The following is a 25,431-nucleotide window of genomic DNA, read 5'->3' as shown; positions in this document are numbered from 1 at the left end:
AGATGACACAAGTAACTCCACTATTTGATTACCACATCAGTTGGAAATCTAAAGGCAAGCATCCTGGTCGTCACAAAAGTAACCAAAGAGGTATGGGTATTGAGTTCGCCGGTTATACAACACTTCTCTCATATCCAGATCCAAGAAGAATTGACATTCGTCAATCAATTCGAGATCCCTTAGGTGAGATTTACGTCAAAATGTTTAATCAGCGAAGTGCAACACCCGTCATGATTGTGTGCGACTTATCTGCCAGTATGAATTTTGGTGGCAAAAATAAAAAAATTAATCTTGCGGCCGAAGTCGCTCAATCCATTGCACATTCAGCGATTGATCGTCATGATGCTTTAGGGCTTGTAGGTTTTGATGATGAAATTAGAGAGGATTGGTTGGCGCCTATTTCATTTAGATCACAACATGCAATGACGCTCATCAATGAACTTAAAAAATTTACATCAACAAATAAATCAAACAGAGCAATCAAAGATCTTTATCAATACATGCCGCGAGAGCGTGCGCTTATTTTCTTTATTTCAGACTTTCATATACCAGAAGTTGATTTGGAAAATTGCTTATCGAATCTTATGAGGCATCATGTCGTTCCTATCGTGCTATGGGATAAGAAAGAATATATCAACTTACCTAATTTTGGTATTGTGACCATCACTGATCCTGAGAGTGGCAAAAAAGATACACTTTTTTTAAGAAAAGAATTGAAAGAAAAAATTATAGATTCATTTGAAAAAAGACGCGCCGCCATTACAAAATCTTTTATGAATTTTGATATTCCACCTTTTTTTGTGGACGAACATTTCGATGCCAATAAAATGACTGAATACTTTAATCAATTTGTGGGCGCCTAAGATTATGAAATACCTTATTTCCCTCTGGATACTTTTACTCTCAACCACGGGCTTTGCCCTTGATGCTCAAGAATGGCCTGATATTGAAGAGGGTATCGTCTCTATCAAAATAAAAGAGCCCCTCCAGCAAGTGGGCTATACCATCGGTGATAAGCCTTCAAGATATATCGAAATCACCATTAAAAAGCCTTATGTACTGATTAAAGAGTCTCTTCCTATTCCGGGCTACGAAAGAAAATACCAAGGTCAAGACTTGGGTATTGTTCTAGACACCATGAAGCATGTAATAAAAGAAAGTGATGCATCAACTACACTAACACTTGATCTCACCTACCAAATTTTTACAAATAAGGTTGTCGTTAAGCCAGGATTTCTACCCTCTGAATATATTCGACTCTTAAACCCTAATAATCCTAAAAAACAAGTATTTAAATATAGAATTCCGGAGCGTCGCATCGCAATCTCTCCTCTTTCTATTTTCGGCAATGTTAAAATTGAAGAAGATATGAGCCCGTTAAGAGGTGTTTTTTTAATGGATGAAGAAGCTTCTATTAAAATTCTAAAAATTTCTGGGATCATCGCACTTCTCGCATTTATCGGCCTTATTTATATTTATAGTCAATATGCTTGGCTACCTAATAAGAGAGGTGTATTTGCAAGAACACATCGTACGATTGTAAAGCTGAAAGCTACCCCTGCTTCTGTTCAAAAAGCCATAACTGATATGCATCATGCTTTCGATCTTGTGACAGGAAAAATAGTTTTTAAAGACAATCTTTCTGATCTTTATATAAAAAATACTTCATTTGAAAATATTGACTCAGAACTTCGTGAGTTCTTTAAACTTTCAACACTCGTATTTTTTAACGCCTCATCTAAAAAATATGATCACGAAGAAATACTCAAATGGCTTAAAAATTTCTCGAGACATTGTCGAGATTGTGAAAGAAAACTTATCGTCGATAAAAGTGCACTCGTGGTAGGGGTTGCTAAATGACATTTTCATTTCCATGGGTCTTATGGTTTATGCCTTTAGCATTTATTCCACTTATTTTTAAAGAGACTTCTCTTCAATATTATTCATGGAACGAAATGATTCCAAAAGATCGTCTCTCAAGCATCATTGCAATCATTTTAAAATTTATCGCCACGCTTATTTTAATCATGATTATTATAGGATTAAGTGGTCCGCATTCACGTCAAAAAGAAATTGAAAAAACAGGTATAGGTGCCCAAATTGGTCTTGTGCTAGATCGAAGTGCTAGTATGGATGACCCTTTTGCTGGGAATGATCAAACAAAAGTAGGAGAAATTAAATCTGCTGCTGCTGCAAGACTTATTATTGAATTCGTTCAATCTAGAGCAAATGATATGATTGGGATGGTTACTTTTAGTAACTCTGCGATGTATGTTTTACCATTGACTGACAATAAAAATGCGATTATTTCTGCGGTCAGAGCCACAGCTGGTAATGCATTATTTCAAACTAATATAGGCAGTGGACTTACGACAGGTGCAGAATTGTTTAATAAAGTGCCTGACTCAGGCTCAAGGGCCGTGATTTTACTTTCAGATGGTGGCGGTCGCATTGACGCTGCGACGCAAGAAAAAATTAAAGATTGGTTTGGCCGATTTAAAATTAGTCTCTATTGGATCGTATTAAGGCAGCCTGGTGGTATCAGTATTTTTAATACATCATTCAAACCAAAAGATGATGACCCTTTGCCCCCTCAAATTGAGTTAAATGAATTCTTTAAGACACTTCCTTCGTCTTTCCAGGCATACGAAGCTGAAGACCCTAAAACACTCCAAAAAGCGATTGAAGATATTAATCAAAAAGAAAAGAAACCAATTAAATATTTCGAAAAAATTCCTGGGCAGGATTATTCAACCCATTGCTTTGTAACGGCAGCTCTTTTGATGATTGCTTTGCTGACGCTTAAATTGATAGAGGTTAAGTCATGGCTTTAATAACAAAAAATATTTTTAGCACCAAAAAACTTACTTGGCTTTTTGTCATGCTCCTCATAGCTTCTCTGGGTATATTTATTAAGCAATTTATCGAACTAAAAAATATTCAAGTGTTTAATCAAAATATTAAGGAAGGCAAATCGCCTCGCATGTTTCTAAATAGTTTTGAAGCACGCTATGCAACTGCCTACTGGCTCACCACTAAAGAAAGATATAAAGAGGCAAGCCTTCTTTTTTCAAATCTTTTACCTGTTGCATCACCATCACAAAAAGCAGCGATTCACTACAATACTGGTAACATTTTCTTTAAGCGCGCATTAGCTATTAATGGCACAGATATGACTGTAAAAAATGAAACTGAATATTTATTTAGACAAGCAAAAGCCTCTTATATGCTCTCTATTAAAATAGATAATCATGCGTGGGATGTGAAACATAATCTCGATCGCGTCCTGATGATACTTCCTGCTAATCCAGCTCCAGGTGTTGGCGACTCCGAATCACCTGGACTTATTTTGGGTAATATTCCTGTAGGCTTGCCTTAGACTTATGAAAGAGTGGCTGAAGACAATACAATCGAGATCAAATCTCGATTTGGACACCCTCTCACTTATATTATCGATCGGATTGATAGTGCTAGCTATTATCAATCCATCGATACCGCTTAAACATAATATTTATAACTATGTGTTTGTGGCTGACATCTCTCAAAGTATGAACACAATAGATATGTCCGTTATGAATAAACCCTTAACAAGACTCGAGCACATGAAGCATAGTCTTCATGAAATTATGTCTGAACTCCCCTGTGGCACGAAGGTAAGTATTGGAATTTTTGTTGGTGTCAGTGTTTCAGCATCTTATACCCCAATTGAAATCTGTGAAAATTTTGATGCCATTGAAGATACCATCGATCATTTAGATTGGCGGTCGGGCTGGTCTGGCAATTCTCGTATAAGAGAATCTTTTTTCAATCTAGCCCGCCTCATTAGAAGTTTCCCTGAAAACTCTCAAGTGGTTTATTTTACAGATGGCGAAGAAGCACCTAAACTTCATACATTTAATACAAGAGATCTTGGCCAATTCCAAGGAGGTAATGACTGGGTTATTGTAGGTGTCGGCAGCCTTAAAGGCGCTCCCATTCCCAAACTTGACGGTAAGAATCAATTAATCGGATATTGGTCTAGTGATAGCTTTGGATTGCAACCAGGTATTGCACAAATCTCTGAAGCTAATCTTGGCACACGAGATAATGTTGTAGCGGGTGGTGAAAGTGACCGCTATATATCCAAACTTGATGAAGCCTACTTAAAAGATATTACTAAACAAATTGATGGTATCTATGTAAGGGGTGATTCTGTACTTAATATTTTAAGTGCCATGAAAAAACAAAAACCTGCTTGGCAAGATACAGCAGATTTTCATCTTAAGTGGTTTTTTGCTTCTCTCGCAGGAATCATTTTTAGCCTTCGATTTATTTCGATAAAACACATAAAGCAATATGTCATTAAACGTAGAAAGTAAATTCATTCATCTTAATACACATTCAACGGTCAAAGTTGAGGGTGATGATCGCATCCAATTCTTACAAGGCCAACTCACGCAAGACATCAACCTCATCACACTTGATAAAGCTTTATTTGCTGGCTTCTGCAATCCTAAAGGAAGAGTCCTAGCTTTTATGTTGTGTTATATGGATCAAGCATCAATTCACATACAAATAGATAGCTCCATTGAGGAGTCTTTTCTTAAGCGTCTTAAAATGTATGTGCTTCGCTCTAAAGTTTCTATGAGTTTACTAGGCGATCAATTTACATGCATAGGGTTTATCGGATTCAAAGCTCTTCTAGAGCAAGGTATTCAGCCACCAAAAAGCTACCTAGATATTGTTCGGTCACATGACGTGATGATTATGCGTGTAGGAAAAGATACTGAACGCTTTCAATTAATGGGTGAAGCATCCAAAGTAAAGTCATTTATGCAACTTCAATTACCTGAATATACATCTATGAGTATTGAGTCTTGGAATAATTTAAATATTTTAGATGGGGTTCCTGATATTTATCCGACCACACAGGAAGCGTTCATTCCACAGTCATTAAATATGGACCTTATTGATGGTGTTAATTTCAAAAAGGGTTGCTATACAGGGCAAGAAATTGTTGCACGAACGCACTACTTAGGTAAAGTTAAAAGACGAATGTACCGAGGTTTTATTGAATCGCAAGATGTTTTGACGCCTGGCGACCAAATCTTAAATGAAAAAAAAGAAGTAATAGGTCAGCTTGTTCGATCCGCACGAGAAAATAATAGTAAAACAAATATGCTGATTGAACTAAGAGTAGATCAGGCGCATGAAGCGCTATATATTAAAAATTATTTAATTGAAATAAACCCTGAAGAGAGAAAAATCTTTGATTAGTTCCTAGCTTTTGTATTATTCAGAACTTCAGTCTCTTTTTTATCTTTTTCTGGATTTGTAACCTGGAAAAATATTTCGTCTTGCTTGGTCATGCCAAGTTCATTGCGCGCTCTTTCTTCAATAGCTGAAAAACCTTGCTTAAGATCAGATACTTCTGCATTAAGCACATTATTTCTTATCTGATTATCATCATTTGTTTTTTTTTGAGTTTCAATTTGCTGATTTAAACTCCATACACGCAACCAACTTCCTTTACCGAACCATAACGGGTACTGCATTAATGCAACTAGCACCACAAAAATGATAGTTAAAGATTTCATATAAGATTATTTACTCAATTGATAAAAACAAGCAAGGCCTGCATAAGATGAGGCACTGCCAAGCTCTTCCTCAATACGAAGTAATTGATTATATTTTGCAACACGTTCAGATCTTGAAAGTGAGCCCGTCTTAATTTGCATTGCATTTGTAGCAACTGCTATATCAGCAATTGTCGTATCTTCTGTTTCACCAGAGCGATGAGAAATGACTGCGGTATAACCTGCTTTTTTTGCCATTGCAATCGTCTCAAACGTTTCAGTGAGTGTGCCAATTTGATTCACTTTAATTAAAACAGAGTTAGCTACCTTACGCTTAATACCTTCATCTAAAATTTTTGGATTGGTTACAAAAAGATCATCACCTACCAGCTGAATATGTTTACCTAGTCTTTGTGTCAGGACATGCCATCCATCCCAATCGAACTCACTCATGCCATCTTCAATACTGATGATTGGATATTTGTCACACCATGTAGCTAGATAATCAGTAAATTGCTCGCCTGATAAAGATAAATTTTCAGAAGCAAGATGATACTTACCATCTTTATAAAATTCAGTGCTTGCACAATCAAGTCCAAGATACACATCACGACCTGGCTCATATCCAGCTTGTGAGATTGCTTCCATAATCATCTGTATAGCAGACTCATTAGATGGAAGGTTTGGTGCAAAACCACCTTCGTCACCCACGGTTGTTGAGAAGCCTTTTTTACTGAGTGTTTTTTTAAGAGATTGAAAAATTTCTGCGCCACATCTTATGGCCTCGATAAATGTCGGTCTTCCAGCTGGAATAATCATAAACTCTTGCATATCCACATTATTATCTGCATGCGCACCACCATTAATTACATTCATCATAGGTGTAGGTAATTGCATGGGGCTTGAGCCACCAAGATAACGGTAAAGCGGTACATTAGAATTTTTAGCTGCAGCCACAGCGGATGCCATTGAAACCGCAAGAATCGCATTAGCTCCTAATCGACCTTTGTTATCAGTTCCATCTAATTCAATCATAGTTTGATCAATCAATGCTTGATCGTCTGCATCAAGCCCTATCACAGCTTTCGCAATTTCTGTATTGACATGCTTCACAGCATTTAAAACACCTTTTCCAAAATAACGTTTTGCATCACCATCACGAAGCTCAATTGCTTCTTTACTTCCTGTGGAAGCGCCTGATGGCACCATTGCTCTTCCCATGACACCGGAATCTAAAAAAACATCAGCTTCAATGGTTGGATTACCTCTCGAATCGATAATTTCTCGAGCAACGATTTGCTTCACAAAACTCATTCTAAGTCCTTCTTTTGCAATTAATTATTTAAGACATTTCAATAAAGCCTGCTTTTTTAACTGATCTATCAATCTCAGCTAATACTTCAAGCAGCGCTTTCATTTTTTTAAGTGGCCACGCATTAGGACCATCAGATAGTGCTTCTTTTGGATTCGGGTGTGTTTCCATAAAAATTCCTGCAATACCGCTTGCTACAGCAGCTCTTGCCAAGACAGGGACAAATTCACTTTGACCACCGCTTTTATCCCCCTGCCCTCCAGGTTGCTGCACTGAATGCGTTGCATCAAAAACGACTGGGCAATTTGTTTCTCGCATAATAGATAAACTTCTCATATCTGAGACAAGCGTGTTGTAACCAAAAGATGCGCCTCGCTCACAAACCATAATATTATCTAGGCCGCCATTAGCTTCTTTGGCTTTTGTGACTACTTGTCTCATATCACCGGGCGCTAAGAATTGGCCTTTCTTGATATTTACAGCCTTACCTGAAGTTGCAACAGCATTAATAAAATCTGTTTGTCGGCATAAAAAGGCGGGTGTTTGGAGAACGTCCACAACACTTGCAACTTGCTCAACCTGAAATTGATCATGCACATCCGTTAAAACTGGCACACCAATTTGTTTTTTCACTTCAGATAAAATTCTTAAACCCTCATCAATACCAAAACCTCTAAAGGTTTTATTTGAGCTTCGATTAGCCTTATCAAAAGAGGATTTAAAAATAAACGGGATATTGAGTGCTGCAGTAATTTCTTTTAATTGACCTGCCACATCTAAAGTCATCCCCTCAGACTCGATGACACATGGTCCAGCAATTAAAAATAATGGGTGATTTAATCCTACATCAAAGTTGCATAATTTCATGATGCACTTCCTTTAGACTGTTTATATTTAAGCGCAGCTTGAATGTAGGCTTTGAATAATGGATGGCCTGTTCTTGGGTTGGAAGTAAACTCTGGATGGAACTGACAGCCAATAAACCAAGGATGCTGATCTTGCGGTAATTCTATAATTTCACAGAGCTGCTCAAAAGGCGTTCTTGCAGAAATTGTCAGCCCTGCTTTGATCAATTGATCTACATAATGATTATTTACTTCGTAACGATGACGATGTCGCTCGTTCACTTCAGATCCATAAATCTTATGCGCTAAAGTACCAGATTCAATTGGACACTTCTGTGCGCCTAATCTCATTGTGCCACCTAAGTCTGATGAATCATCTCTTTTCTCAATCGCACCTTCTGATGATTTCCATTCCGTAATTAATCCAATAACTTGATGTTCGGCATCCTGATCAAATTCGGAACTGTTTGCAGTTTTCAGCATAGCTTTATGTCTTGCAAATTCAATCACAGCAAGTTGCATACCCAAACAAATACCTAAATATGGAATCTTATTTTCTCGTGCAAATTGAATGGCTTTAATTTTACCTTCAGTACCTCGTTTACCAAAACCACCAGGCACTAAAATCGCATCCATATTGGCTAATGGCTTAGTACCACTTTTTTCAATTTCTTCTGAATCAAGATAATGAATTTTGATTTTGGATGATGTATGGATTCCAGCGTGTATTAATGCTTCTGTGAGAGATTTGTAAGACTCAGTGAGGTCTACATATTTACCCACGAATGCAATATCAATATCATGTTTAGTGTTTTTAAGTGCGTCTGTAATTTTTTCCCAACTCGATAGGTCTGCAGGTTTGGCTAGAATATTTAATTTGTGACAAACAATTTCATCAATCATTTGCTGATGCAATAAACTTGGTATTTTATAAATCGAATCTGAATCAACTGATGAGATCACTGCCTCAGGGGCAACATTTGTAAATAACGCTATTTTTTTTCTTTCTTCATCAGGAATAGCACGATCTGCTCTACAAATTAAAATATCTGGCTGAATACCGATCTCTCTTAACTCTTTCACCGAATGTTGGGTTGGCTTTGTTTTTAATTCGCCCGCTGTTGAAATAAAAGGAAGTAAAGTGAGATGGATGTAGCATGCATTTTCACGACCTTCTTCAAATCCAATTTGACGAATAGCCTCTAGAAAAGGGAGTGACTCAATGTCACCAACCGTGCCTCCAACTTCAACGATAGCAACATCGGCACCATGAGAGCCATTTTTAATGTGTAATTTTATTTCATCTGTTATATGTGGGATGACCTGGACGGTCTTACCTAAGTATTCGCCACGGCGCTCTTTGCGAATGACGCTGTCGTAAATTTGGCCTGTCGTAAAATTATTTTTCTTGCCCATACGCGCTGAGATAAAGCGCTCGTAATGACCAAGGTCAAGATCTGTTTCTGCACCATCATCTGTCACAAAGACTTCGCCATGCTGAAATGGACTCATCGTACCAGGGTCAACGTTAATATAAGGATCGAGTTTGAGCATCGTCACTTTGATGCCTCGTGATTCTAAGATTGCGCCGAGACTGGCGGCTGCGATACCTTTACCTAAGGAAGAAACGACACCGCCAGTAACAAACACGTATTTGGTCATGGAAAGGCTTTTAAATAATTGCTGACGGGAGTCTATTTTACTTTAAAGCTATGTGTCTCACAATTGAAGTTTGAGGTTTCTCAAATAGGGAAAGGGATTTCAACGTTTTTTATCTAAATCATCAAGAAAATAGGCTTTCTTTAACTGGATAAAATAGTGAGCTGTCAACCCGTTTTAATAAAAAAACATCTCCACAAAATCTGTGGATAACTTTGTGGATAAAGATGACATAAATTTATAACTCTTGAATTTATAAGCGTTTTTTTAAATCGCTTATTTTTTAAGCTAAATAAAATTTCTTTAAAATCAATGACTTAACTTATGTCCCTAATTTCATTAGGATTTTTGGTCACACTTAATGTAAATTCTCAGCAGATGTGCATAACTGCACTATTTTAGGGAGTGCATCGAGCGTATTTTGATGCGACGTCTCAATCACAGAAGTTAAATTCATGCCGCGTAATTCGGCAAAAAAAGTCGCGATCTGATGTAATTCTCCGGGTGTATTTCTTCCTTGATGTCCTAACCAAGAGGGAGGAATATCTGGCGCGTCTGTCTCTAACACAATAGACTCTATAGGTAATGATTTAGCTAGCGCTTGAATATGTGTTGCCCTGGGATAAGTCATTGCACCACCAAAGCCTAATTTAAAACCTAACTCAATAAAAGCTTCTGCTTGTTGCATGCTGCCATTGAAAGCATGGGCGATACCACCCCTCACTGGGAAGCGTCTTAAATTTTTAAGCACATCATCAATCGCATGTCTCACATGCATAATGACTGGCAAATTAAATGTAGCTGCTAATTTTAATTGAGCTACAAAAATTTCTTCTTGAAGTATTTTATTGTCTTTAGTCACAAAGAAATCTAAACCAATCTCACCTACTGCAACTGGTTCGTATGTTTTTAAATAGGTTTCTAGCGTATCCATATCGCCATCCTTCATGTCATGAATATACATAGGATGAAAACCTAGCGCATAAAAACAATTGGGAAATTTTTTTCTAAGCTCGATGACATCATCAAAACTTTTTCGGTTAACTGCGGGAATAATAATTTTCTCAACACCATGGTGAAGCGCATTTTTAATAATCGCATCTTGCTCATGACTAAACTCTAATGCATCTAAATGACAGTGGCTATCGATGAGCATTCTGAATGATTACTTTAATTTAAATCGCATTCTTAAATCTTGACCAACCCAGCGGTGATCTAAAAGTGTTGTCGTAATCTTATTTTCTAAATTTTCATAAGCAGGGAGCGTAAACATACCCTTAGCTTCTGAACCTAAAATTACAGGCGCATAATAAATCATGAGTTCGTCAATTAAATTAGCTTTTAAGAACGCTCCATTAAGACCTTCACCCGCTTCAATCCAAACTTCATTCACTTCTCTTTTTGCAAGCTCTTTAAGCAGTGATGTCAAATCAACTTTACCACTATCATCCAATTGAATACATTCAACGCCTAAGGCTTTTAATTGTGGTAATTTTTTTTGTTTATCATTTGCATAAGCGATAAGTAAAGGTTTTTCATGGAGTATGTCTGCCTCTAGAGGAATGTTTAATTCCGAATCTACAACCACGCGCAAAGGTTGACGTGCATGCTCATAAAGCCGCACGGAGAGTTTTGGATTGTCATGCACCACAGTGCCAATCCCTGTAATAATTGCACAGGAAGAAGCTCGCCAGTATTGAACATCTGCTCTCGCTGCATCGCCCGTAATCCACTGACTCTTACCGTTATAAAGTGCAGTCTTGCCATCTAAGGACACTGCAAGCTTCGCTCTTACATAAGGTAATTGCTTTGTCATGCGAGAAATAAAACCCATATTTAATGATTGAGCCTGGGCTTCCATCACACCTAACTCAACTTCAATGTGAGCATCTTTTAATTTTTGAATGCCTTGGCCTGAAACTATGGGATTAGGATCTTGCATCGCAATAAATACTTTTTTAACTTTAGCTTTAATTAATGCATCTACACATGGTGGCGTTTTACCTTTATGCGAACAAGGTTCTAATGTGACATATACATCACTGCCTTCTGACTGACTGCCCGCTTCTTTTAATGCAATCACTTCAGCATGCGACTCCCCTGCCTTCTCGTGAAAACCGCGACCTACAATTTCATTATCTTGCACGATCACACAACCAACTCTTGGATTGGGCGATGTGGTGAATAAAGCTTTTTCTGCAAGCCTCAAAGCTTCACTCATGAAAAATTGAGGTGAATGTGAATTCATTTAATCAAGATCGCGGATAACATCATGGAAATCTTCGACATCTGAAAAACTTCTATAGACAGATGCGAACCGAATGTAAGCTACCTTATCCATTTTTTTTAGTTCATGCATGACGTTTTCGCCTAACTCTCTTGCGGTGATTTCTTTCTCACCATAAGCTAAAACTTTTTGAATGATACGTTCAATGGCTTGCTCTATATATTCAACAGGTACTGGGCGTTTATGAAGTGCGCGGCTAAATGATTGGTGAAGTTTGTTTCGACTAAAGTCTTCGCGCTTACCATTTTGTTTTACCACTTGAGGAAGTGTGAGCTCGACTGATTCGTATGTTGTAAAACGTTTATCACATTCCGAACATCGACGACGGCGACGAATTGAATTACCTTCATCGTTAACTCTTGAGTCAACGACTTGGGTATCATCAGTTCCGCAGAATGGGCATTTCACTTGGGATATTTAAATCTGAAATTAAGACCCATAAACTGGAAATTGAGCCGTTAAAGCAACCACCTTGGCTTTGATCTCGTGAATGACTTTTTCACTAGCAGGATTGTCAAGGATATCTGCAATCATATGCGCTACCATGTCGGCTTCTTTTTCTTTAAAACCACGTGTCGTAATGGCTGGGGATCCAATACGAATCCCTGAAGTCACAAAAGGACTTTCTGGATCATTAGGAATTGAATTTTTATTGACCGTGATATGAGCTTGTCCCAAAAGAATATCTGCGGCTTTTCCGGTTAAACCTTTAGGTCTTAAATCAACTAAAAAGACATGTGACTCAGTGCGGCCAGAAATAATACGCACACCACGTTTACTTAATGACTCGGCCATCGTTTGTGCATTTTTAACCACTTGTGTTTGATACACTTTAAATTCTGGTTTTAATGCTTCTAGGAAAGCCACTGCCTTAGCTGCAATCACATGCATCAAAGGTCCGCCTTGAATACCAGGGAACACAAAACTATTAATGCTTTTTTCAAATTCAGCTTTCGCTAGAATAATACCGCCACGAGGACCTCTTAAAGTTTTATGTGTGGTGGATGTAACAAAATCTGCAAAAGGAACTGGGCTAGGATAAACACCTGCAGCAATAAGTCCTGAGTAGTGCGCCATATCTACCATAAAATAGGCACCCACTTTTTTCGCAATCTGCGACATACGCTCCCAATCAAAACGCAAAGCATAAGCTGAAGCGCCACCAATAAGGAGTTTAGGTTTTGATTCAATCGCGAGCTTTTCCATGGCATCGTAATCTATCTCCTCATTTGCATTAAGGCCATAAGCAACGATATTAAAAAGTTTGCCTGATAAGTTTGCAGGGGAACCATGCGTCAAGTGCCCACCATCTCCTAGGCTCATACCCATCACAGTATCGCCAGGCTTAAGTATTGAGAAATAAACAGCCTGATTAGCTTGGCTACCTGAATGGGGCTGAACATTGACATATTCTGCGCCATATAATTTCTTTAGACGATCGATCGCGATTTGTTCGACGTTATCTACGAATTCGCACCCGCCATAGAAGCGCTTACCAACATATCCTTCAGCGTATTTATTTGTGAGTTGTGAACCTTGAGCTTCCATCACAGCAGGACTTGTATAGTTTTCCGAAGCAATGAGCTCAATATGATCTTCTTGTCGCTTCACTTCATGAGTGACTTGAAGTGCAATTTCTGGGTCCACAATACTTAATTTTTCAGCTTTGCTAAACATGTCTATATATCCGCTATGTATTTAAAAAGATTAGAGATTTTTGTCTCAGAAAAGTCGATATTTTATCATGGGTCTGACCTATCTTTCTCAATGAAGTTCTATCTTAGATAAAATCTAAAAGTTATAATCTTTCAACTAAATTGAAGAAGAGGTTTTGTATGCACTGGACTGATAGTCAAAGAATTGCTGAGGCTTTATATGATAAACATCCCGATATAGACCCCAAGACAATTCGATTTACTGATCTATACCAATGGATCCTAGATCTTGAAGGCTTTCAAGATGATCCTAATAAATGTGGGGAAAAAATTCTAGAGGCTATTCAGCTCGCATGGATTGAAGAGTCAGAATAAATTATGGCATCACTTCCCAAAGAGATTTTTAAAGCCTATGACATTCGTGGCATTGTGGGTAAAAGCCTTACGCCTGAATTTGTAGAGATCATTGGTCGTGCAATTGGAAGTGAAGCGATTGATCGCAAACAAAAAGACATCTGTATTGGTTTTGATGGAAGACTTTCAGGCCCTGAACTATCGAACGCACTTATTCAAGGCATGCTTAAAACAGGTATCAATGTGATTAATCTTGGCATGGTAACAACACCTATGGTTTATTTCTCTACATTCTTCCTTAACACCCAATCCGGCGTTATGGTGACAGGAAGTCATAACCCGCCTGATTACAATGGCTTAAAAATGGTTCTAGGGGGAGACACCTTGTCAACAGAAGCCATTCAAAAACTCTATACCCGCATAGAAAATGAAAACTTTTATGAAGGCCATGGCTTAGAAAAGAAATATGACATTGCTAACGACTATATTGAAGCTATTAAAAATCATATTTATTTAAAACGTCCCATGAAAATTGTCATTGATTGTGGCAATGGTGTGGCAGGCGCTTTCGCTAGACAAATTTATGAGAGCGTTGGTTGCTCTGTAGAAGAATTATTCTGTGATGTGGATGGCACATTTCCTAACCACCACCCTGACCCCTCTGAGCCACACAACTTAAATGATGTGATAACGCACCTTAAAAAAAGTGATGCTGAATTAGGTTTTGCATTTGATGGAGATGCTGATCGCCTAGGTGTCGTCACAAAAGATGGTCAAATCATTTATCCCGATCGACAACTTTTATTATTCGCAGAAGATGTATTAAGTCGAAATCCAAATGCCACAATTATTTTTGATGTGAAATCAACACGTAATTTATTTCAGTGGATTAAAGACAAAGGTGGCAAGCCTTTGATGTGGAAAACAGGGCACTCACTTATTAAAGCAAAAATGAAAGAGGAAAATGCAGCGCTCGCTGGTGAAATGAGCGGTCATACCTTTTTTAAAGAGCGCTGGTATGGTTTTGATGATGGCATTTATGCTGGCGTTCGACTTCTAGAAATTTTAAGTCGCTTTGATAATCCATCTGAAATTTTAAATAATCTACCGAACAGTATTAGCACACCCGAACTTCAAATTAAAATGAATGAGGGTGAGCCTCACGCTTTAATTAAAAAATTACAAACAGAAGCAAAGTTTGATAATGCACTAGAAATTATTAAAGTTGATGGTTTGCGAGTTGAATATCAAGATGGCTTTGGTTTAATGCGCGCATCCAATACAACACCTGTAATTGTCTTGAGATTTGAAGCTGAAAATAAAATTGCACTTGAAAGAATTCAGCAAGCATTTAAAAAAGTACTTTTTAAAGCATCTCCAGAATCAAAATTACCTTTCTAGGTTTTTTACTTTCAAGTAAGTAGCAATTTAAATCCTGCAATCACTAAAACTAATGCTAATGTTTTTTTAATGGTATTAGCTGTATAAAATTTTATGCCTAGCGTTGTACCAATCAAAGCACCTATCAAAGTAGCCCCTATGAATAGTGGCAATTGATCGGGTAAATTTTGCACAGAAGAATAATTTCCAAGTAAACCAAAACTTGAATTAATTAAAATAAAAAGTGCTGTGATACCTGAGGTTGTCTTAGTTGTACTCCACCCTAAAAATAAAATAAGTGGGGATAAAAATATACCTCCCCCTGTTCCAGTTAAGCCTGCTAAAAATCCAATTAAAGCGCCAATAATCATTGCCAAAATAAACGGTGGTTTCTTAAGTTTCTTATCGATTTTATTAGAAAGATTAGTAACAAGAGAAATAGCAGATATTAAAAGAATAATACCCACGATAGATTTATAAATATGACTAGGCGCATTTATGTAACCGCCTAAAAATGCAAAAGGTATTGCGCCTATAGCAATAGGTAATAAGACTTTAAAATCAAAAAAACCTTTTCTTATGAAACGCCAGCTCGTCAATGAGGCAATAAAAATATTCATTACTAATGCGGTGGGTTTAATCACAGCGCTAGGAATATTAAATAATGTCATGATCGCAATATAGATTGAAGCGCCCGCATGTCCCACAGATGTATATAAGACTGCGCCTAGTAATAAACACACGCTAATCGCTAAATCGATCAATTCAAAGTTCATAAAGCCCCCAGTTTGATGAGTTTAATTCTTTTAAGTAGTTAATTATAAAGCGTTAAATAGATTTATCAGGGTAAAATACTCAACTATGCAAAACACGACTCATTTAACGCCGCAAGCGATTAATAAATACCGTCCTTATTGGGCGAAGCGCTTTGGTACGGCCCATATGCTCCCTATGACACGTAAGGAAATGGACGTATTAGGCTGGGATAGTTGTGACATTATTTTGGTAACGGGTGACGCATATATTGATCACCCTAGTTTTGGTATGGCTTTAATTGGGCGGTTGCTGGAGGATCAAGGCTTCCGAGTGGGTATTTTATCTCAGCCTGATTGGTCAAGTGCCGAGCCATTTAAGGCGCTAGGAAAACCCAATCTTTATTTTGGTATCACGGCCGGCAATATGGATAGCATGGTGAACCGATATACGGCTGACAGAAAGATTCGTTCAGATGATGCTTATACCCCGGGAGCTATCGCTGGCAAACGCCCTGACCGAGCAGTGCTTGTTTATACTCAACGTTGTCGTGAAGCATATTCTGATGTGCCTTTAGTGATAGGCAGTATTGAAGCAAGTCTTCGTAGAATTGCACATTACGACTACTGGTCTGATAAAGTGCGTCGCTCAGTTCTTGTCGATTCTAAGGCTGATATCTTGTTATATGGTAACGCTGAACGAGCTCTTATTGAACTTACACATCGCATTGCTGATGGCGAAAAGTTAGAAGACATTCAAGATATTCGAGGTACAGCATTCTTACGTAAAAAAATTCCCGAAGGCTGGGAAGAGGTAGCTTCCACACATCTTGATCGTCCCGGAAAAGTTGAAACACATGTCGACCCTTATGAAATGAAAATGGGCGCGGGGACTGATTGTGAAACTAACGCTAAATCGAGTGAAGAAAAATTACCTGACGGCATGAAGGCCATTCAAATAGTTCGAAAAACAAAAGCTGATCGAAGTATGCAAGTCGTTCGCTTACCAAGCTTTGAGGAAGTGGTTGATGATCCTATACTTTATGCACATGCATCGCGTGTACTTCATTTAGAAGCAAATCCAGGAAATGCGCGAGCGCTTATCCAAAAACATGGTGATAGAGAAGTCTGGCTTAATCCCCCTCCTATTCCGCTCACTACAAAAGAAATGGATTATGTATACGACCTTCCTTATGCAAGAAAACCGCATCCTAGCTACGGAGATGCGAAAATTTCTGCATGGGAAATGATTCGCTTCTCAGTCAATATTATGCGCGGGTGTTTTGGTGGGTGCACTTTCTGTTCTATTACAGAACATGAAGGTCGAATTATTCAGAGTCGTTCAGAAGAAAGCATCCTAAAAGAGGTTGAAGAAATTAGAGATAAGGTAGATGGATTTACAGGTGTCATTTCAGACCTCGGGGGACCTACAGCTAATATGTATCGGATGGCTTGTAAGTCAGAAAAAATTGAAGCCTCTTGTCGAAAACTTTCTTGCGTTTATCCAGGCATTTGTGAAAATTTAAATACCGACCATACTGCTCTCATAGAGCTCTATCGAAAAGCAAGAAATACCAAAGGCATTAAAAAAGTACTTATTGGATCAGGCCTTCGTTATGACTTAGCTGTTACCTCGCCTGAATATGTAAAAGAATTAGTGCAGCACCATGTGGGTGGCTATCTAAAAATTGCGCCTGAGCACTCCGAGGAAAATGTGTTATCTAAAATGATGAAGCCAGGTATAGGTTCATATAATAAATTCAAAGAAATGTTTGATCGCTTCTCAAAAGAAGTTGGTAAAGAACAGTACTTAATTCCTTACTTCATTGCAGCGCATCCAGGTGCCACTGATGAAGATATGATGAACTTGGCTTTATGGTTGAAAGAGCACGATTTTAAATTAGACCAGGTACAAACGTTCACACCAACACCGATGGCAATGGCCACAGCTATGTACCACTCAGGCAAAAACCCTTTACGCAAAGTGACGAAAGATAGTGAAGAAATTCCTATTCCTCGAGCAGGTGGTGTGCGAAGACTACATAAAGCATTCATTCGTTACCATGATCCTAAAAATTGGCCAATGTTACGTGAAGCATTACAGCGCATGGGTCGAACTGATTTGATTGGAGATAGCAAAAAACATCTCATCCCTGCAAGACAACCTTTATCTGAAAATCATTCCAGACGAATGCATCAATTTGCTAGAAATAAAACGCCCACAACAAAAATATTCAAACGTGCTCGATAAGCATTAACTTTAACAAGAAGTTGGAATGAAATGAAAAAAAGCCACTCGTAGGGGTGGCTTTGTTATATCTATAAAAAATTTTTATTTATTTTCAGATCTTAATCGTTCAATGCGCTTATTTTCAAATGCTCTTAAACCTATAAAAGTCAGCACTCCAATAGAAATCATCATTAAAATAAAGCAACTATAAGCCAATGGCCATGGGATGCCATCAGTCATCATGCTAAATTCAGACATACCGCCAATACCTGCAATAATATTTACTGGCATAAAGACCACACTAATAATCGTTAATCTTTTCAAATCAATATTTTGATTTACGTTCAAGAAACCCACTGTGGCATCCATCTGGAAATTGATCTTATTAAATAAGAATGATGTATGGCCATCTAGTGAATCAATGTCACGTAAAATTTCTTTAACATCTTCATGTTGACTGGCAGATAAAAGCTTTGAGCGCATTAAAAATGATAGCGCGTTTCTAGTATCCATTACATTGCGTCTAATCTTACCGTTTAAGTCTTCTTCGATCGCTATATCAGAAAGTATCGTTGCCGCTTGGCTATTCGTCATGTAAGACTTCACAACTTGGCTGCCCACTTTTTCTAATCTTGAGTAAACATCTTCTAATGCGTTTGCTGAATACTCAATATCTGCTGCATATAAGTCTAATAAAACATCTTTAGCTTGTGACACATAACCGGCTTCTGCGCGCGCTCTTAAACGTTGCAGTCTAAATACAGGCAACTCTTCGTTTCGCACTGTAAATAGTATTTTGTCTTTAAGCACAAAGGCGACGGTGACATTCTTAGATTCTTTAGTGGTGTCGAGTAAGAAATTAGAATGTAGATGGATCTCACCATTGTCTTCAATATAAAAACGTGCGCTAGTTTCCAGATCAGTTAGTTCATTAGGATTAGGGATATGAGCACCAAAAATCTCCCTTGCCCATTCAAGCTGCTCAATTTCAGGAGTCACAAGATCTACCCAGATAGGCTTCGCTTTTTCGAGATCTTTTCTGCTGTATATAGGTATCTGACGTAAGCGACCTTTAAATAAGTCGAATACTCGAATCACTGTAATTTGTTCTTTATTTGGAGTTTCATCAGACACAAGGTCCATGCGGATATCATCAGAAACTTCAAGTAGTACATCATCACGACGACTTGACTCAATATGATCCCAAACGACGATTCGCTCGTGTTCTAATAAAAGCTCTAGAATCCGAGCGATTTCATTCACTTCAAGCTTCTTAATGAGTCTTTCTAATTCGATTGAGTTTTGTTTTTGAACCAAAGATTCGACAATATCTTGGCGAGACATTTCTTGCCTAAGAATGAGGCTTCCGACTAAATTTTGCTTGGCTAGCAAATTTTTGATGCTAGATAATTTCTTATCAATGTTGTTTTTTTCTGACATGATAATTGCCTCTAATTCAGATTAAGCTTAAGGTTTCGGCAATTGTAAAGTAATAGCTATCAAATTGAAACCTTAATAGTCAACAAAAAATAAGAAGTTATAAAAGATGAATTTAGTACGTACTTAAAATAATTTAATTTATCTTTTCTTAAAGCGATAAATCAGCAAAATAGATAGAAATAAAATGTTTGGATACCAGATATACCAATGCGTCCATGGAATGCCGTCTATCTTAAAATCTGATATAGGCCAAAAAATTGGAGTGGCAAAAAAAGCTTTTGAGTGAAATGGAAAATCAAGAACAATATGAAATGGCCAGGCCAACATGGCCATAGCTAAAGCTCGATTCAAGCGATAAACACAATAGATAATCGGCAAACATATAATGAAACTGTGGCCGACTGAGTAAGTTAAGAAGAGCCAGTCTGGAATAGACGCCAAGGAAGGCTTACCGAAATACCAATTTCCTGTTGCAACATTCATAAGTAAAAATAAGCCAAATGAAATTAAGTCTGGCATTGCACCATAAAAAATTGCAGTCCAAGGATATCTCTTATATCCAAATAATCCATAGCCCCATAAGGCGTGACTTAATGTATCCACAATAATCTAACGATTAATTTTTTATTGATGGGCCTGATATCAACCATAGCTGACCATGCTCAACTAACTTTGTATCTTTATGATCAAGATGCGCCTGTGTAGTGCCAAGATAATATCTGCGTTTAACATCAAACCATGAAGCTTTCTGCAATAAGGATGTAATTTCAACAATACCTGAATGCTCTTCATCGATCGTCATAAAATCAACTGCCCCAGGTTTAAATAACTCAGGATTAGATTCAAATAGTTTAGTGGTTTTATTAATAGCAGGCTCATACATCCAAATCGCTGCTAAACGGTTATTTTCTCCTGGATCTTCTTGCACCAACACTCGACCATCGCCATCTACAACTAAATTATCGAACATTTCAGCCCCTATACTTTGCGCACTGAGTGGAGAACTAATTCGTCCACCATGCAAAGGGTTTGAGATGTCATCAAAAATCAATTGATTTAATCGACTGTCGCCTCCAAATTTATCAGTAGTGGCAAACCAAAATTTGCTTGCATCTAAAGCATCCCAAGCCCCATCTTCTGGTCTTGCAAAGCCAGTGGCACCAAGTTTTTTAGCTTCTTCTCTGAGAGTTTTGCCATCTAAACTTGCCATAGCTTTCAAGGGCACTAAACTAAAGCGCTCGTTAGTGGCTTTAATCGCATACAACTGCCCACCAATTAATCCAGATTGTTCAACCGGATTTCCCACCTTCGTTTTATTGCCCAGATAGACTAATAGCAAACCATCCTGAATATCATCTAAACCTATGACCAAAGTGCGATCTTGGCTTGAAGGATTAGCCAATAAATTTTCCCATGCAATATGACCAAAATCAGGCATTAAATAACTGATACCTTCTAAGCTGTGAGCAAATGCGCGTCCGCCTGCTTTATCTTCTTCGCCATTTAAAAAGAGCTGCCCGTTATATCCCTTTCGAGTCACTGCATTATAGAAAGCCGAGGACGGGGGTAAATCCGCAGAACAAAATCGATTAAAATTCAAACCCGCTGGAACCGTTGATTTAATTAAGTCCGCCCCGCTTCTCGTCTTCAGACTTTCAATATCGATAACCCAGCGAGAAACAAACGCACCCTTTTCTCCATGAGCTCGAGCAATGCCTTTATCGTGAGCTATCTCATGGTTCATAAGTAAACTAAAAGTGCCGTCGTTATTCGCAAAAACACCTAAACCATCTGGCACACCTGCCATGGTATAGCCGTTGGGAGATTGTTCACCCACAGTGATAATTGGTTGCACTTGCCAGCCAGGTAAAGTGGGAATGATGTAGGCTGGCGCCGAAATAACATTGCTAGAAAATACTATCGTGACAAATAACGTTTTTAGTAATAACTTCATAAAGACCTTTTTTAATGTACCAATAAAATAAGAAAAAATATCAAAGCTGTTTTAAATATTACAAAATTTGCAGGATTATTTTTGATATCTTAACTTTAATAAGAGTCAAAATTTTGACACTTAGTCACATAACACTATTACGCCCCGCCAAATCTACTTAAGGATGTAGGAAATATGATGGTCGTCAGGTGTAATTGACTCTAACTTAACCCATTCCTTATTATCTTTATACCAAATCTGGATATTAATTTTAGGAGCTGTTATTCGATATGAGTCAGCTTCTATATTTTCATTTTTTACCTTAATAACTTCCTTACCTAAACTTTTAATTTGTACTTCAGCGTAATCACCCATCTGGGCATTTAATAATTTACTTTGTTTTAACATCAGTGGATTCCAATAGCTGAAAGTCATAGGGCACTCTGCAGAAAAGGTTTCTTTTGCAGGTTCGATTAACTTAAACGTATTGACTTCAAATTTTCCAAGCACTTTGTATGCGTCGCCTCCATCTTGCGTTGAAGCGTTTATCGAGTGAAGGCAGTTTTTATTCCATAGCTCCTGCGATATATGTTTATATTTGTAAACAGGTATAGATAAGACTGTAACTTTAAAGTTTGCATTGCTCGTCAGCTGATGAAATTTTTCTTCTTCTTTTAATTGAAAGGTATGTTCGCCAATTAATTTACCATCCATAAGTACGTCAAAATTCCAGTCTTTTGCAAAACAAAAAATTGGGAGAAAAAGTAAAACAACACTAAATTTTTTAAAAGAGTAATTATTCATAAAAAACTAACAAACACCATTCCAAGATTTTTCTAATGATTGAGTCTCATTATTTTTTCCCGGGAAATTATTGAAATACATATCAATTAAATATGGAAGTGTCGTAGTGAGTTTTGAACATGTCCCTTTACTTCTCAGACTCCCCTCGTAAACTTTATCGAGCTCTTTGTCTTTAGATTTAGGTTTTGCTATATCAATATGGATATATCTTGTATACAGCGTATATTTGTTAGTATGAGTTTGGTAGCCACGATATCCATACATAGGCAACCCTGGATACATAGACCATGAATTTAGTGAATATCCCGAATAACCTATCATGCCGAAATCAGGGACGGTGTAAGTCTCGGTCATCTCTTTTCCCATGTCGTCGCCATAATCAAAGAAAAGTAGTAATTCTGGTTTTTTGGAGTGATCAATAACAGTAAAGCCTAATTTTTCGATACGATCTTTAAGGATTGCTGCATAATTTTTAAACTCCAAAGAACCTTTTTGTGATTGGTGCCATGGCACTATCGCAATAGTAGGAGGTTTGAAGTCACTGGGAAGATCATGGAACACAGTAAGCTCACCTTTAAGTACGGGATTTTTTTCTGCAAGGCTCTGACAACCACTAATGCTTATTAATGAAAGAAAACTAAGAAACAAGAAGAAAAATTTCATATCAATACGACCTTATAATTTATTTTTTGTTCCTTAATTTAGCCTTAATCACTGCGCATTTAAAAATTAAGGCTTTAAAGGTATTTCGTGATGCTCTGAAGCCTCCCAGATTTCTTTTGCAGCATCAAGATTGATGGCCATAATAAAGAACCCCACAATGAGGTCTGGCCACATCGATAACCAAATGAATCCTATTAAGCCCGCAATAATAATACCTATATTAGCTAATGCATCATTTCGTGCAGAAAGAAAAGCGGCTCTTGTTAAACTGCCTTGATAATCTCTAAATCGAATTAAAACAAAAGTACAGCTAAGGTTAACCAGAAGAGCCCCTAACCCCGTCAAAGAGAGCATAGATGGATCTGGAATTGAAGGCATATTAAACTTTTGCCAGGTTGTATATAAAAAAGCAATTGCAGGTACTACCAAAATAACTGCTAAACATTTACCCAGTCTTTCTTTATTTTTTACTGACCATCCAAGCGCTAAAAAAATAAGAATATTGATTGAGGCATCTTCGAGAAAATCAATGCTGTCTGCAAAAAGAGAGGTTGAATGTATATTGTTTGCGACTATAAACTCTACAAAGAAATAAGCTAAATTAGCAAATGCAACAAATAAAACTGATTTTGCAAATTGCGCATCTTGTTTATGATCAAAAGTCATAAATTAAAAATAATTATTGCACTTCAATTTTAATAGTTTTACTCAACTCCAAGCCATACGAGCGATGATAACCATCTGCAAACTGCAGGGTAAGTATATAGATGCCAGATGTTAGGTTAAGCTCGACTTCTTTCTGTCCTTTACCAAAATGTAAATGATTTGAATCTGCGGGGATTGGAAGGCCTTTTGCAATATATGGCTGATTAATCAATAAATGATGATGGCCCGAGCCTTCTACATATTCTCCTGCAGGGCTAATCAACATGCCATTTAATTCAAAGATCACCTTAAAGGGGCTTGTGACTTTATCTCCATCTTTTAGGTTAGCAAAATTCACTGAGGGCTTGCTTAATGACCCCCCGTCTCTTGGGTAGGAGAAAATATTTAAGGAAAGAAGAAGAAGAGAGAATACGCCTACAAATAAAAGAGTTTTTATTTTCATCAGTAATTGTCCTTCTGAAATATTATGATTTAGAAAGGTGATTCGAAAAGGAATGGTTTACATCTCTATGATTCATTTCATCTTTTCTAACAGCCAGAATCACATCACTTAACCGTGCATTTTTTTTAAGATGCCAGTAATCAATAGCTATTTGAGGAGCTGGAATATTCTCATATTTACCTTCTCGAATTCCTTGTAAATATTCTGTGTAGCTATAAACAGCCTCTTCTTCAAAATAGCCCACTAAACGATGGGCTGTTTTGGATGATATTAAATAAAGCAAAAAGAATAAATTATAGAAAATGCCTTGCGCTAAAATAATCAAAAGTCTCTCAAAGCTATTGGGTTTGGCAATTTCAATGAAAGTCATTAAATGCATGCGTTCATTCTCAGCCTCGTCTAGAAGTGTCTTTATCCATCCTTGATCATTTTCTATACGCCTCAAAGACTTCAGGTGCTGTAATGTGCCACCCACCATCCCCGGCACACCAGCAACCGTCTCTAAAACGACCGCCCTATGTCCATATCGCCCTGCAAAAAAAGTATCGGCAAAAACGCGCAGGAATTTAGTGCAAACTAAAGCAAAGTAATCGGACGGGCTTTTGGCTTCATGATGAATTATTTTTTTTAACATAGTGTTTTTAAGAGTTAATTTAACCTCGTGAGTTCAATCCAAAATATTCAGATTATTGATATTTTATATTATTCCAGTTTGAATTCTTATTGGCTCTTATTGTGAACTTTTTCCGATAATATATGACAAAAAATCATTAAATTTATATGGGTATTTTTATGAAACCTCTTATTTCCTTACTTTTAGTCTTATGCCTCGAGGTATCGACTGCTAACGATAACAATAAGGTAATATTTTAATATGTTATCTATTAAAAACTTTAAGCTATTTTATCTTTTAAGTATCCTCCTCCTTTCCTTTGCAACACAAGCTAATGATTCACCAGAAAAACCATTAACTGGTAAATATACCGAAAAGTACCACAATGGAAATTTAAAGTATGAAGTTAATTATGTTAATGGTAAAAAAGAAGGTTTAGAAATTTTCTGGTATATCAGTGGTGGAAAATATATCCAGACAACTTATAAAAATGATAAAGAAGATGGTATCTGGAATCAGTGGTTCGAAAATGGCCAACTAAAACTAGAAGCCCATTACAAAAATGGAAAGGAAGATGGTTTGTTTATACTTTTTTATGATAACGGCAACAAGCGATCTGAATCTAATTTTGTAAATGGTGAAAAAGTTGGGTACGAAACCTATTGGGAAAGAAATGGTGACGTCAAATCTAAAACATTATACAAATCTAAGTCATTAGATAAGGATAGTAAACCAGTTTACTAAATAGATTATTTAAGAGTTAATGTTTTTAACATCTCTACAACATAATCCTATTTCAACCTAGGCAAAATTTCTTTACCTGAACCTCAAGTTACCTCTT

At 37.3% G+C, this 25,431-nt stretch carries 27 protein-coding genes; 10 read left to right on the top strand and 17 right to left on the bottom strand.

Going from position 1 to position 25,431, the window contains the following annotated elements:
• Positions 1-2 precede the first annotated feature (2 nt).
• The 6 genes from FIT63_RS02875 to ygfZ are packed head-to-tail and all read left to right on the top strand — an operon-like array spanning position 3 to position 5,256.
• On the top strand, positions 3-863 hold the full coding sequence (locus FIT63_RS02875; protein ID WP_140006477.1) for a DUF58 domain-containing protein: 861 nt from the start codon (positions 3-5) through the stop codon (positions 861-863).
• Between the two features lie 4 nt (positions 864-867).
• Entirely contained in the window at positions 868-1,860 is a 993-nt protein-coding gene (locus FIT63_RS02870) for a hypothetical protein (protein WP_140006476.1), read from the top strand.
• Positions 1,857-2,834: a vWA domain-containing protein gene (locus tag FIT63_RS02865; RefSeq protein ID WP_140006475.1), complete on the top strand. Its 978-nt coding sequence runs from the start codon at positions 1,857-1,859 to the stop codon at positions 2,832-2,834. Before FIT63_RS02870 ends, FIT63_RS02865 begins: the two co-directional genes overlap by 4 nt.
• The gene (locus tag FIT63_RS02860; protein ID WP_140006474.1) at positions 2,825-3,379 is read left to right on the top strand and encodes a hypothetical protein; all 555 of its coding nucleotides are present in this window, start codon (positions 2,825-2,827) and stop codon (positions 3,377-3,379) included. The genes FIT63_RS02865 and FIT63_RS02860 overlap by 10 nt, the downstream gene beginning before the upstream one ends.
• Before the next feature lie 4 nt (positions 3,380-3,383).
• Positions 3,384-4,358 (top strand): VWA domain-containing protein, encoded by a 975-nt coding sequence (locus FIT63_RS02855; protein ID WP_140006473.1) that lies wholly within the window; start codon positions 3,384-3,386, stop codon positions 4,356-4,358.
• Positions 4,336-5,256, top strand: coding sequence for a CAF17-like 4Fe-4S cluster assembly/insertion protein YgfZ (ygfZ, locus tag FIT63_RS02850; RefSeq protein WP_140006472.1), 921 nt, complete (start codon positions 4,336-4,338; stop codon positions 5,254-5,256). Before FIT63_RS02855 ends, ygfZ begins: the two co-directional genes overlap by 23 nt.
• Here ygfZ and ftsB read toward each other — a convergent pair.
• From ftsB to glyA, 8 genes are all read right to left on the bottom strand, one after another.
• A complete protein-coding gene (ftsB, locus tag FIT63_RS02845) occupies positions 5,253-5,576 on the bottom strand; it encodes a cell division protein FtsB (RefSeq protein ID WP_140006471.1) in 324 nt (107 codons plus the stop codon). The two genes, ygfZ and ftsB, sit on opposite strands and share 4 nt — an antisense overlap.
• A 6-nt stretch (positions 5,577-5,582) precedes the next feature.
• The gene (gene eno, locus FIT63_RS02840; protein WP_140006470.1) at positions 5,583-6,869 is read right to left on the bottom strand and encodes a phosphopyruvate hydratase; all 1,287 of its coding nucleotides are present in this window, start codon (positions 6,867-6,869) and stop codon (positions 5,583-5,585) included.
• A 28-nt stretch (positions 6,870-6,897) separates the two neighbouring features.
• Positions 6,898-7,734: a 3-deoxy-8-phosphooctulonate synthase gene (gene kdsA / locus FIT63_RS02835; RefSeq protein ID WP_140006469.1), complete on the bottom strand. Its 837-nt coding sequence runs from the start codon at positions 7,732-7,734 to the stop codon at positions 6,898-6,900.
• Entirely contained in the window at positions 7,731-9,374 is a 1,644-nt protein-coding gene (locus FIT63_RS02830; protein ID WP_140006468.1) for a CTP synthase, read from the bottom strand. Before FIT63_RS02830 ends, kdsA begins: the two co-directional genes overlap by 4 nt.
• A 355-nt stretch (positions 9,375-9,729) precedes the next feature.
• Positions 9,730-10,527, bottom strand: a complete 798-nt coding sequence (locus FIT63_RS02825; protein WP_140006467.1) for a TatD family hydrolase — start codon at positions 10,525-10,527, stop codon at positions 9,730-9,732.
• 9 nt (positions 10,528-10,536) lie between these two features.
• Entirely contained in the window at positions 10,537-11,619 is a 1,083-nt protein-coding gene (gene ribD, locus FIT63_RS02820; protein WP_140006466.1) for a bifunctional diaminohydroxyphosphoribosylaminopyrimidine deaminase/5-amino-6-(5-phosphoribosylamino)uracil reductase RibD, read from the bottom strand.
• Positions 11,620-12,066 (bottom strand): transcriptional regulator NrdR, encoded by a 447-nt coding sequence (gene nrdR / locus FIT63_RS02815; protein WP_046487802.1) that lies wholly within the window; start codon positions 12,064-12,066, stop codon positions 11,620-11,622.
• Positions 12,067-12,087: 21 nt separating this feature from the next.
• Positions 12,088-13,335, bottom strand: coding sequence for a serine hydroxymethyltransferase (gene glyA / locus FIT63_RS02810; protein ID WP_140006465.1), 1,248 nt, complete (start codon positions 13,333-13,335; stop codon positions 12,088-12,090).
• A 158-nt stretch (positions 13,336-13,493) separates the two neighbouring features.
• Here glyA and iscX point away from each other — a divergent pair, with 158 nt between their 5' ends.
• Complete coding sequence (gene iscX, locus FIT63_RS02805) at positions 13,494-13,688, top strand: Fe-S cluster assembly protein IscX (RefSeq protein WP_028817852.1); 195 nt, start codon at positions 13,494-13,496, stop codon at positions 13,686-13,688.
• 3 nt (positions 13,689-13,691) lie between these two features.
• Positions 13,692-15,068, top strand: coding sequence for a phosphomannomutase/phosphoglucomutase (locus tag FIT63_RS02800; protein WP_140006464.1), 1,377 nt, complete (start codon positions 13,692-13,694; stop codon positions 15,066-15,068).
• Between the two features lie 11 nt (positions 15,069-15,079).
• On the opposite strand, the gene FIT63_RS02795 is transcribed toward FIT63_RS02800, so the two are convergent.
• Positions 15,080-15,823 carry a sulfite exporter TauE/SafE family protein gene (locus tag FIT63_RS02795; protein ID WP_140006463.1) on the bottom strand — a complete coding sequence of 248 codons (744 nt, stop codon included), beginning with the start codon at positions 15,821-15,823 and terminating at the stop codon, positions 15,080-15,082.
• A gap of 85 nt (positions 15,824-15,908) precedes the next feature.
• Here FIT63_RS02795 and FIT63_RS02790 point away from each other — a divergent pair, with 85 nt between their 5' ends.
• Complete coding sequence (locus tag FIT63_RS02790; protein ID WP_140006462.1) at positions 15,909-18,050, top strand: YgiQ family radical SAM protein; 2,142 nt, start codon at positions 15,909-15,911, stop codon at positions 18,048-18,050.
• Positions 18,051-18,131: 81 nt separating this feature from the next.
• On the opposite strand, the gene FIT63_RS02785 is transcribed toward FIT63_RS02790, so the two are convergent.
• From FIT63_RS02785 to FIT63_RS02750, 8 genes are all read right to left on the bottom strand, one after another.
• Positions 18,132-19,469 carry a CorA family divalent cation transporter gene (locus FIT63_RS02785; RefSeq protein ID WP_140006461.1) on the bottom strand — a complete coding sequence of 446 codons (1,338 nt, stop codon included), beginning with the start codon at positions 19,467-19,469 and terminating at the stop codon, positions 18,132-18,134.
• 138 nt (positions 19,470-19,607) lie between these two features.
• On the bottom strand, positions 19,608-20,072 hold the full coding sequence (locus FIT63_RS02780) for a hypothetical protein (RefSeq protein ID WP_140006460.1): 465 nt from the start codon (positions 20,070-20,072) through the stop codon (positions 19,608-19,610).
• Positions 20,073-20,085: 13 nt separating this feature from the next.
• On the bottom strand, positions 20,086-21,423 hold the full coding sequence (locus FIT63_RS02775; protein ID WP_140006459.1) for a hypothetical protein: 1,338 nt from the start codon (positions 21,421-21,423) through the stop codon (positions 20,086-20,088).
• 153 nt (positions 21,424-21,576) lie between these two features.
• Complete coding sequence (locus FIT63_RS02770; protein ID WP_140006458.1) at positions 21,577-22,206, bottom strand: DUF6134 family protein; 630 nt, start codon at positions 22,204-22,206, stop codon at positions 21,577-21,579.
• Between the two features lie 6 nt (positions 22,207-22,212).
• A complete protein-coding gene (locus tag FIT63_RS02765; RefSeq protein WP_140006457.1) occupies positions 22,213-22,869 on the bottom strand; it encodes a DUF4136 domain-containing protein in 657 nt (218 codons plus the stop codon).
• Between the two features lie 66 nt (positions 22,870-22,935).
• A complete protein-coding gene (locus tag FIT63_RS02760; RefSeq protein WP_140006456.1) occupies positions 22,936-23,535 on the bottom strand; it encodes a cation efflux transmembrane domain-containing protein in 600 nt (199 codons plus the stop codon).
• A gap of 13 nt (positions 23,536-23,548) precedes the next feature.
• Positions 23,549-23,977, bottom strand: a complete 429-nt coding sequence (locus FIT63_RS02755) for a DUF4399 domain-containing protein (RefSeq protein WP_140006455.1) — start codon at positions 23,975-23,977, stop codon at positions 23,549-23,551.
• Between the two features lie 22 nt (positions 23,978-23,999).
• Positions 24,000-24,611: an alternative oxidase gene (locus tag FIT63_RS02750; protein WP_140006454.1), complete on the bottom strand. Its 612-nt coding sequence runs from the start codon at positions 24,609-24,611 to the stop codon at positions 24,000-24,002.
• Positions 24,612-24,851: 240 nt separating this feature from the next.
• Here FIT63_RS02750 and FIT63_RS02745 point away from each other — a divergent pair, with 240 nt between their 5' ends.
• A complete protein-coding gene (locus FIT63_RS02745; RefSeq protein ID WP_140006453.1) occupies positions 24,852-25,334 on the top strand; it encodes a toxin-antitoxin system YwqK family antitoxin in 483 nt (160 codons plus the stop codon).
• The last annotated feature ends 97 nt before the right edge of the window (positions 25,335-25,431 follow it).

It is taken from the genome of Candidatus Methylopumilus planktonicus (assembly GCF_006364715.1).
GTDB lineage: Bacteria > Pseudomonadota > Gammaproteobacteria > Burkholderiales > Methylophilaceae > Methylopumilus > Methylopumilus planktonicus_A.
This window is presented reverse-complemented; position numbering and strand designations above follow the sequence as displayed.

Excerpts from the sequence above, each read along its gene's own strand:
- FIT63_RS02860 (WP_140006474.1), top strand. The coding sequence starts at position 2,825 with ATGGCTTTAATAACAAAAAATATTTTTAGCACCAAAAAACTTACTTGG.
- kdsA (WP_140006469.1), bottom strand. The coding sequence starts at position 7,734 with ATGAAATTATGCAACTTTGATGTAGGATTAAATCACCCATTATTTTTA.
- eno (WP_140006470.1), bottom strand. The coding sequence starts at position 6,869 with ATGAGTTTTGTGAAGCAAATCGTTGCTCGAGAAATTATCGATTCGAGA.
- iscX (WP_028817852.1), top strand. The coding sequence starts at position 13,494 with ATGCACTGGACTGATAGTCAAAGAATTGCTGAGGCTTTATATGATAAA.
- FIT63_RS02800 (WP_140006464.1), top strand. The coding sequence starts at position 13,692 with ATGGCATCACTTCCCAAAGAGATTTTTAAAGCCTATGACATTCGTGGC.
- FIT63_RS02755 (WP_140006455.1), bottom strand. The coding sequence starts at position 23,977 with ATGAAAATAAAAACTCTTTTATTTGTAGGCGTATTCTCTCTTCTTCTT.
- FIT63_RS02830 (WP_140006468.1), bottom strand. The coding sequence starts at position 9,374 with ATGACCAAATACGTGTTTGTTACTGGCGGTGTCGTTTCTTCCTTAGGT.
- ftsB (WP_140006471.1), bottom strand. The coding sequence starts at position 5,576 with ATGAAATCTTTAACTATCATTTTTGTGGTGCTAGTTGCATTAATGCAG.
- FIT63_RS02750 (WP_140006454.1), bottom strand. The coding sequence starts at position 24,611 with ATGTTAAAAAAAATAATTCATCATGAAGCCAAAAGCCCGTCCGATTAC.
- FIT63_RS02790 (WP_140006462.1), top strand. The coding sequence starts at position 15,909 with ATGCAAAACACGACTCATTTAACGCCGCAAGCGATTAATAAATACCGT.
- ribD (WP_140006466.1), bottom strand. The coding sequence starts at position 11,619 with ATGAATTCACATTCACCTCAATTTTTCATGAGTGAAGCTTTGAGGCTT.
- FIT63_RS02770 (WP_140006458.1), bottom strand. The coding sequence starts at position 22,206 with ATGAATAATTACTCTTTTAAAAAATTTAGTGTTGTTTTACTTTTTCTC.
- ygfZ (WP_140006472.1), top strand. The coding sequence starts at position 4,336 with ATGTCATTAAACGTAGAAAGTAAATTCATTCATCTTAATACACATTCA.
- FIT63_RS02765 (WP_140006457.1), bottom strand. The coding sequence starts at position 22,869 with ATGAAATTTTTCTTCTTGTTTCTTAGTTTTCTTTCATTAATAAGCATT.
- FIT63_RS02745 (WP_140006453.1), top strand. The coding sequence starts at position 24,852 with ATGTTATCTATTAAAAACTTTAAGCTATTTTATCTTTTAAGTATCCTC.
- FIT63_RS02870 (WP_140006476.1), top strand. The coding sequence starts at position 868 with ATGAAATACCTTATTTCCCTCTGGATACTTTTACTCTCAACCACGGGC.
- FIT63_RS02855 (WP_140006473.1), top strand. The coding sequence starts at position 3,384 with ATGAAAGAGTGGCTGAAGACAATACAATCGAGATCAAATCTCGATTTG.
- FIT63_RS02865 (WP_140006475.1), top strand. The coding sequence starts at position 1,857 with ATGACATTTTCATTTCCATGGGTCTTATGGTTTATGCCTTTAGCATTT.
- FIT63_RS02785 (WP_140006461.1), bottom strand. The coding sequence starts at position 19,469 with ATGTCAGAAAAAAACAACATTGATAAGAAATTATCTAGCATCAAAAAT.
- FIT63_RS02875 (WP_140006477.1), top strand. The coding sequence starts at position 3 with ATGACACAAGTAACTCCACTATTTGATTACCACATCAGTTGGAAATCT.
- FIT63_RS02760 (WP_140006456.1), bottom strand. The coding sequence starts at position 23,535 with ATGACTTTTGATCATAAACAAGATGCGCAATTTGCAAAATCAGTTTTA.
- FIT63_RS02795 (WP_140006463.1), bottom strand. The coding sequence starts at position 15,823 with ATGAACTTTGAATTGATCGATTTAGCGATTAGCGTGTGTTTATTACTA.
- FIT63_RS02775 (WP_140006459.1), bottom strand. The coding sequence starts at position 21,423 with ATGAAGTTATTACTAAAAACGTTATTTGTCACGATAGTATTTTCTAGC.
- glyA (WP_140006465.1), bottom strand. The coding sequence starts at position 13,335 with ATGTTTAGCAAAGCTGAAAAATTAAGTATTGTGGACCCAGAAATTGCA.
- FIT63_RS02825 (WP_140006467.1), bottom strand. The coding sequence starts at position 10,527 with ATGCTCATCGATAGCCACTGTCATTTAGATGCATTAGAGTTTAGTCAT.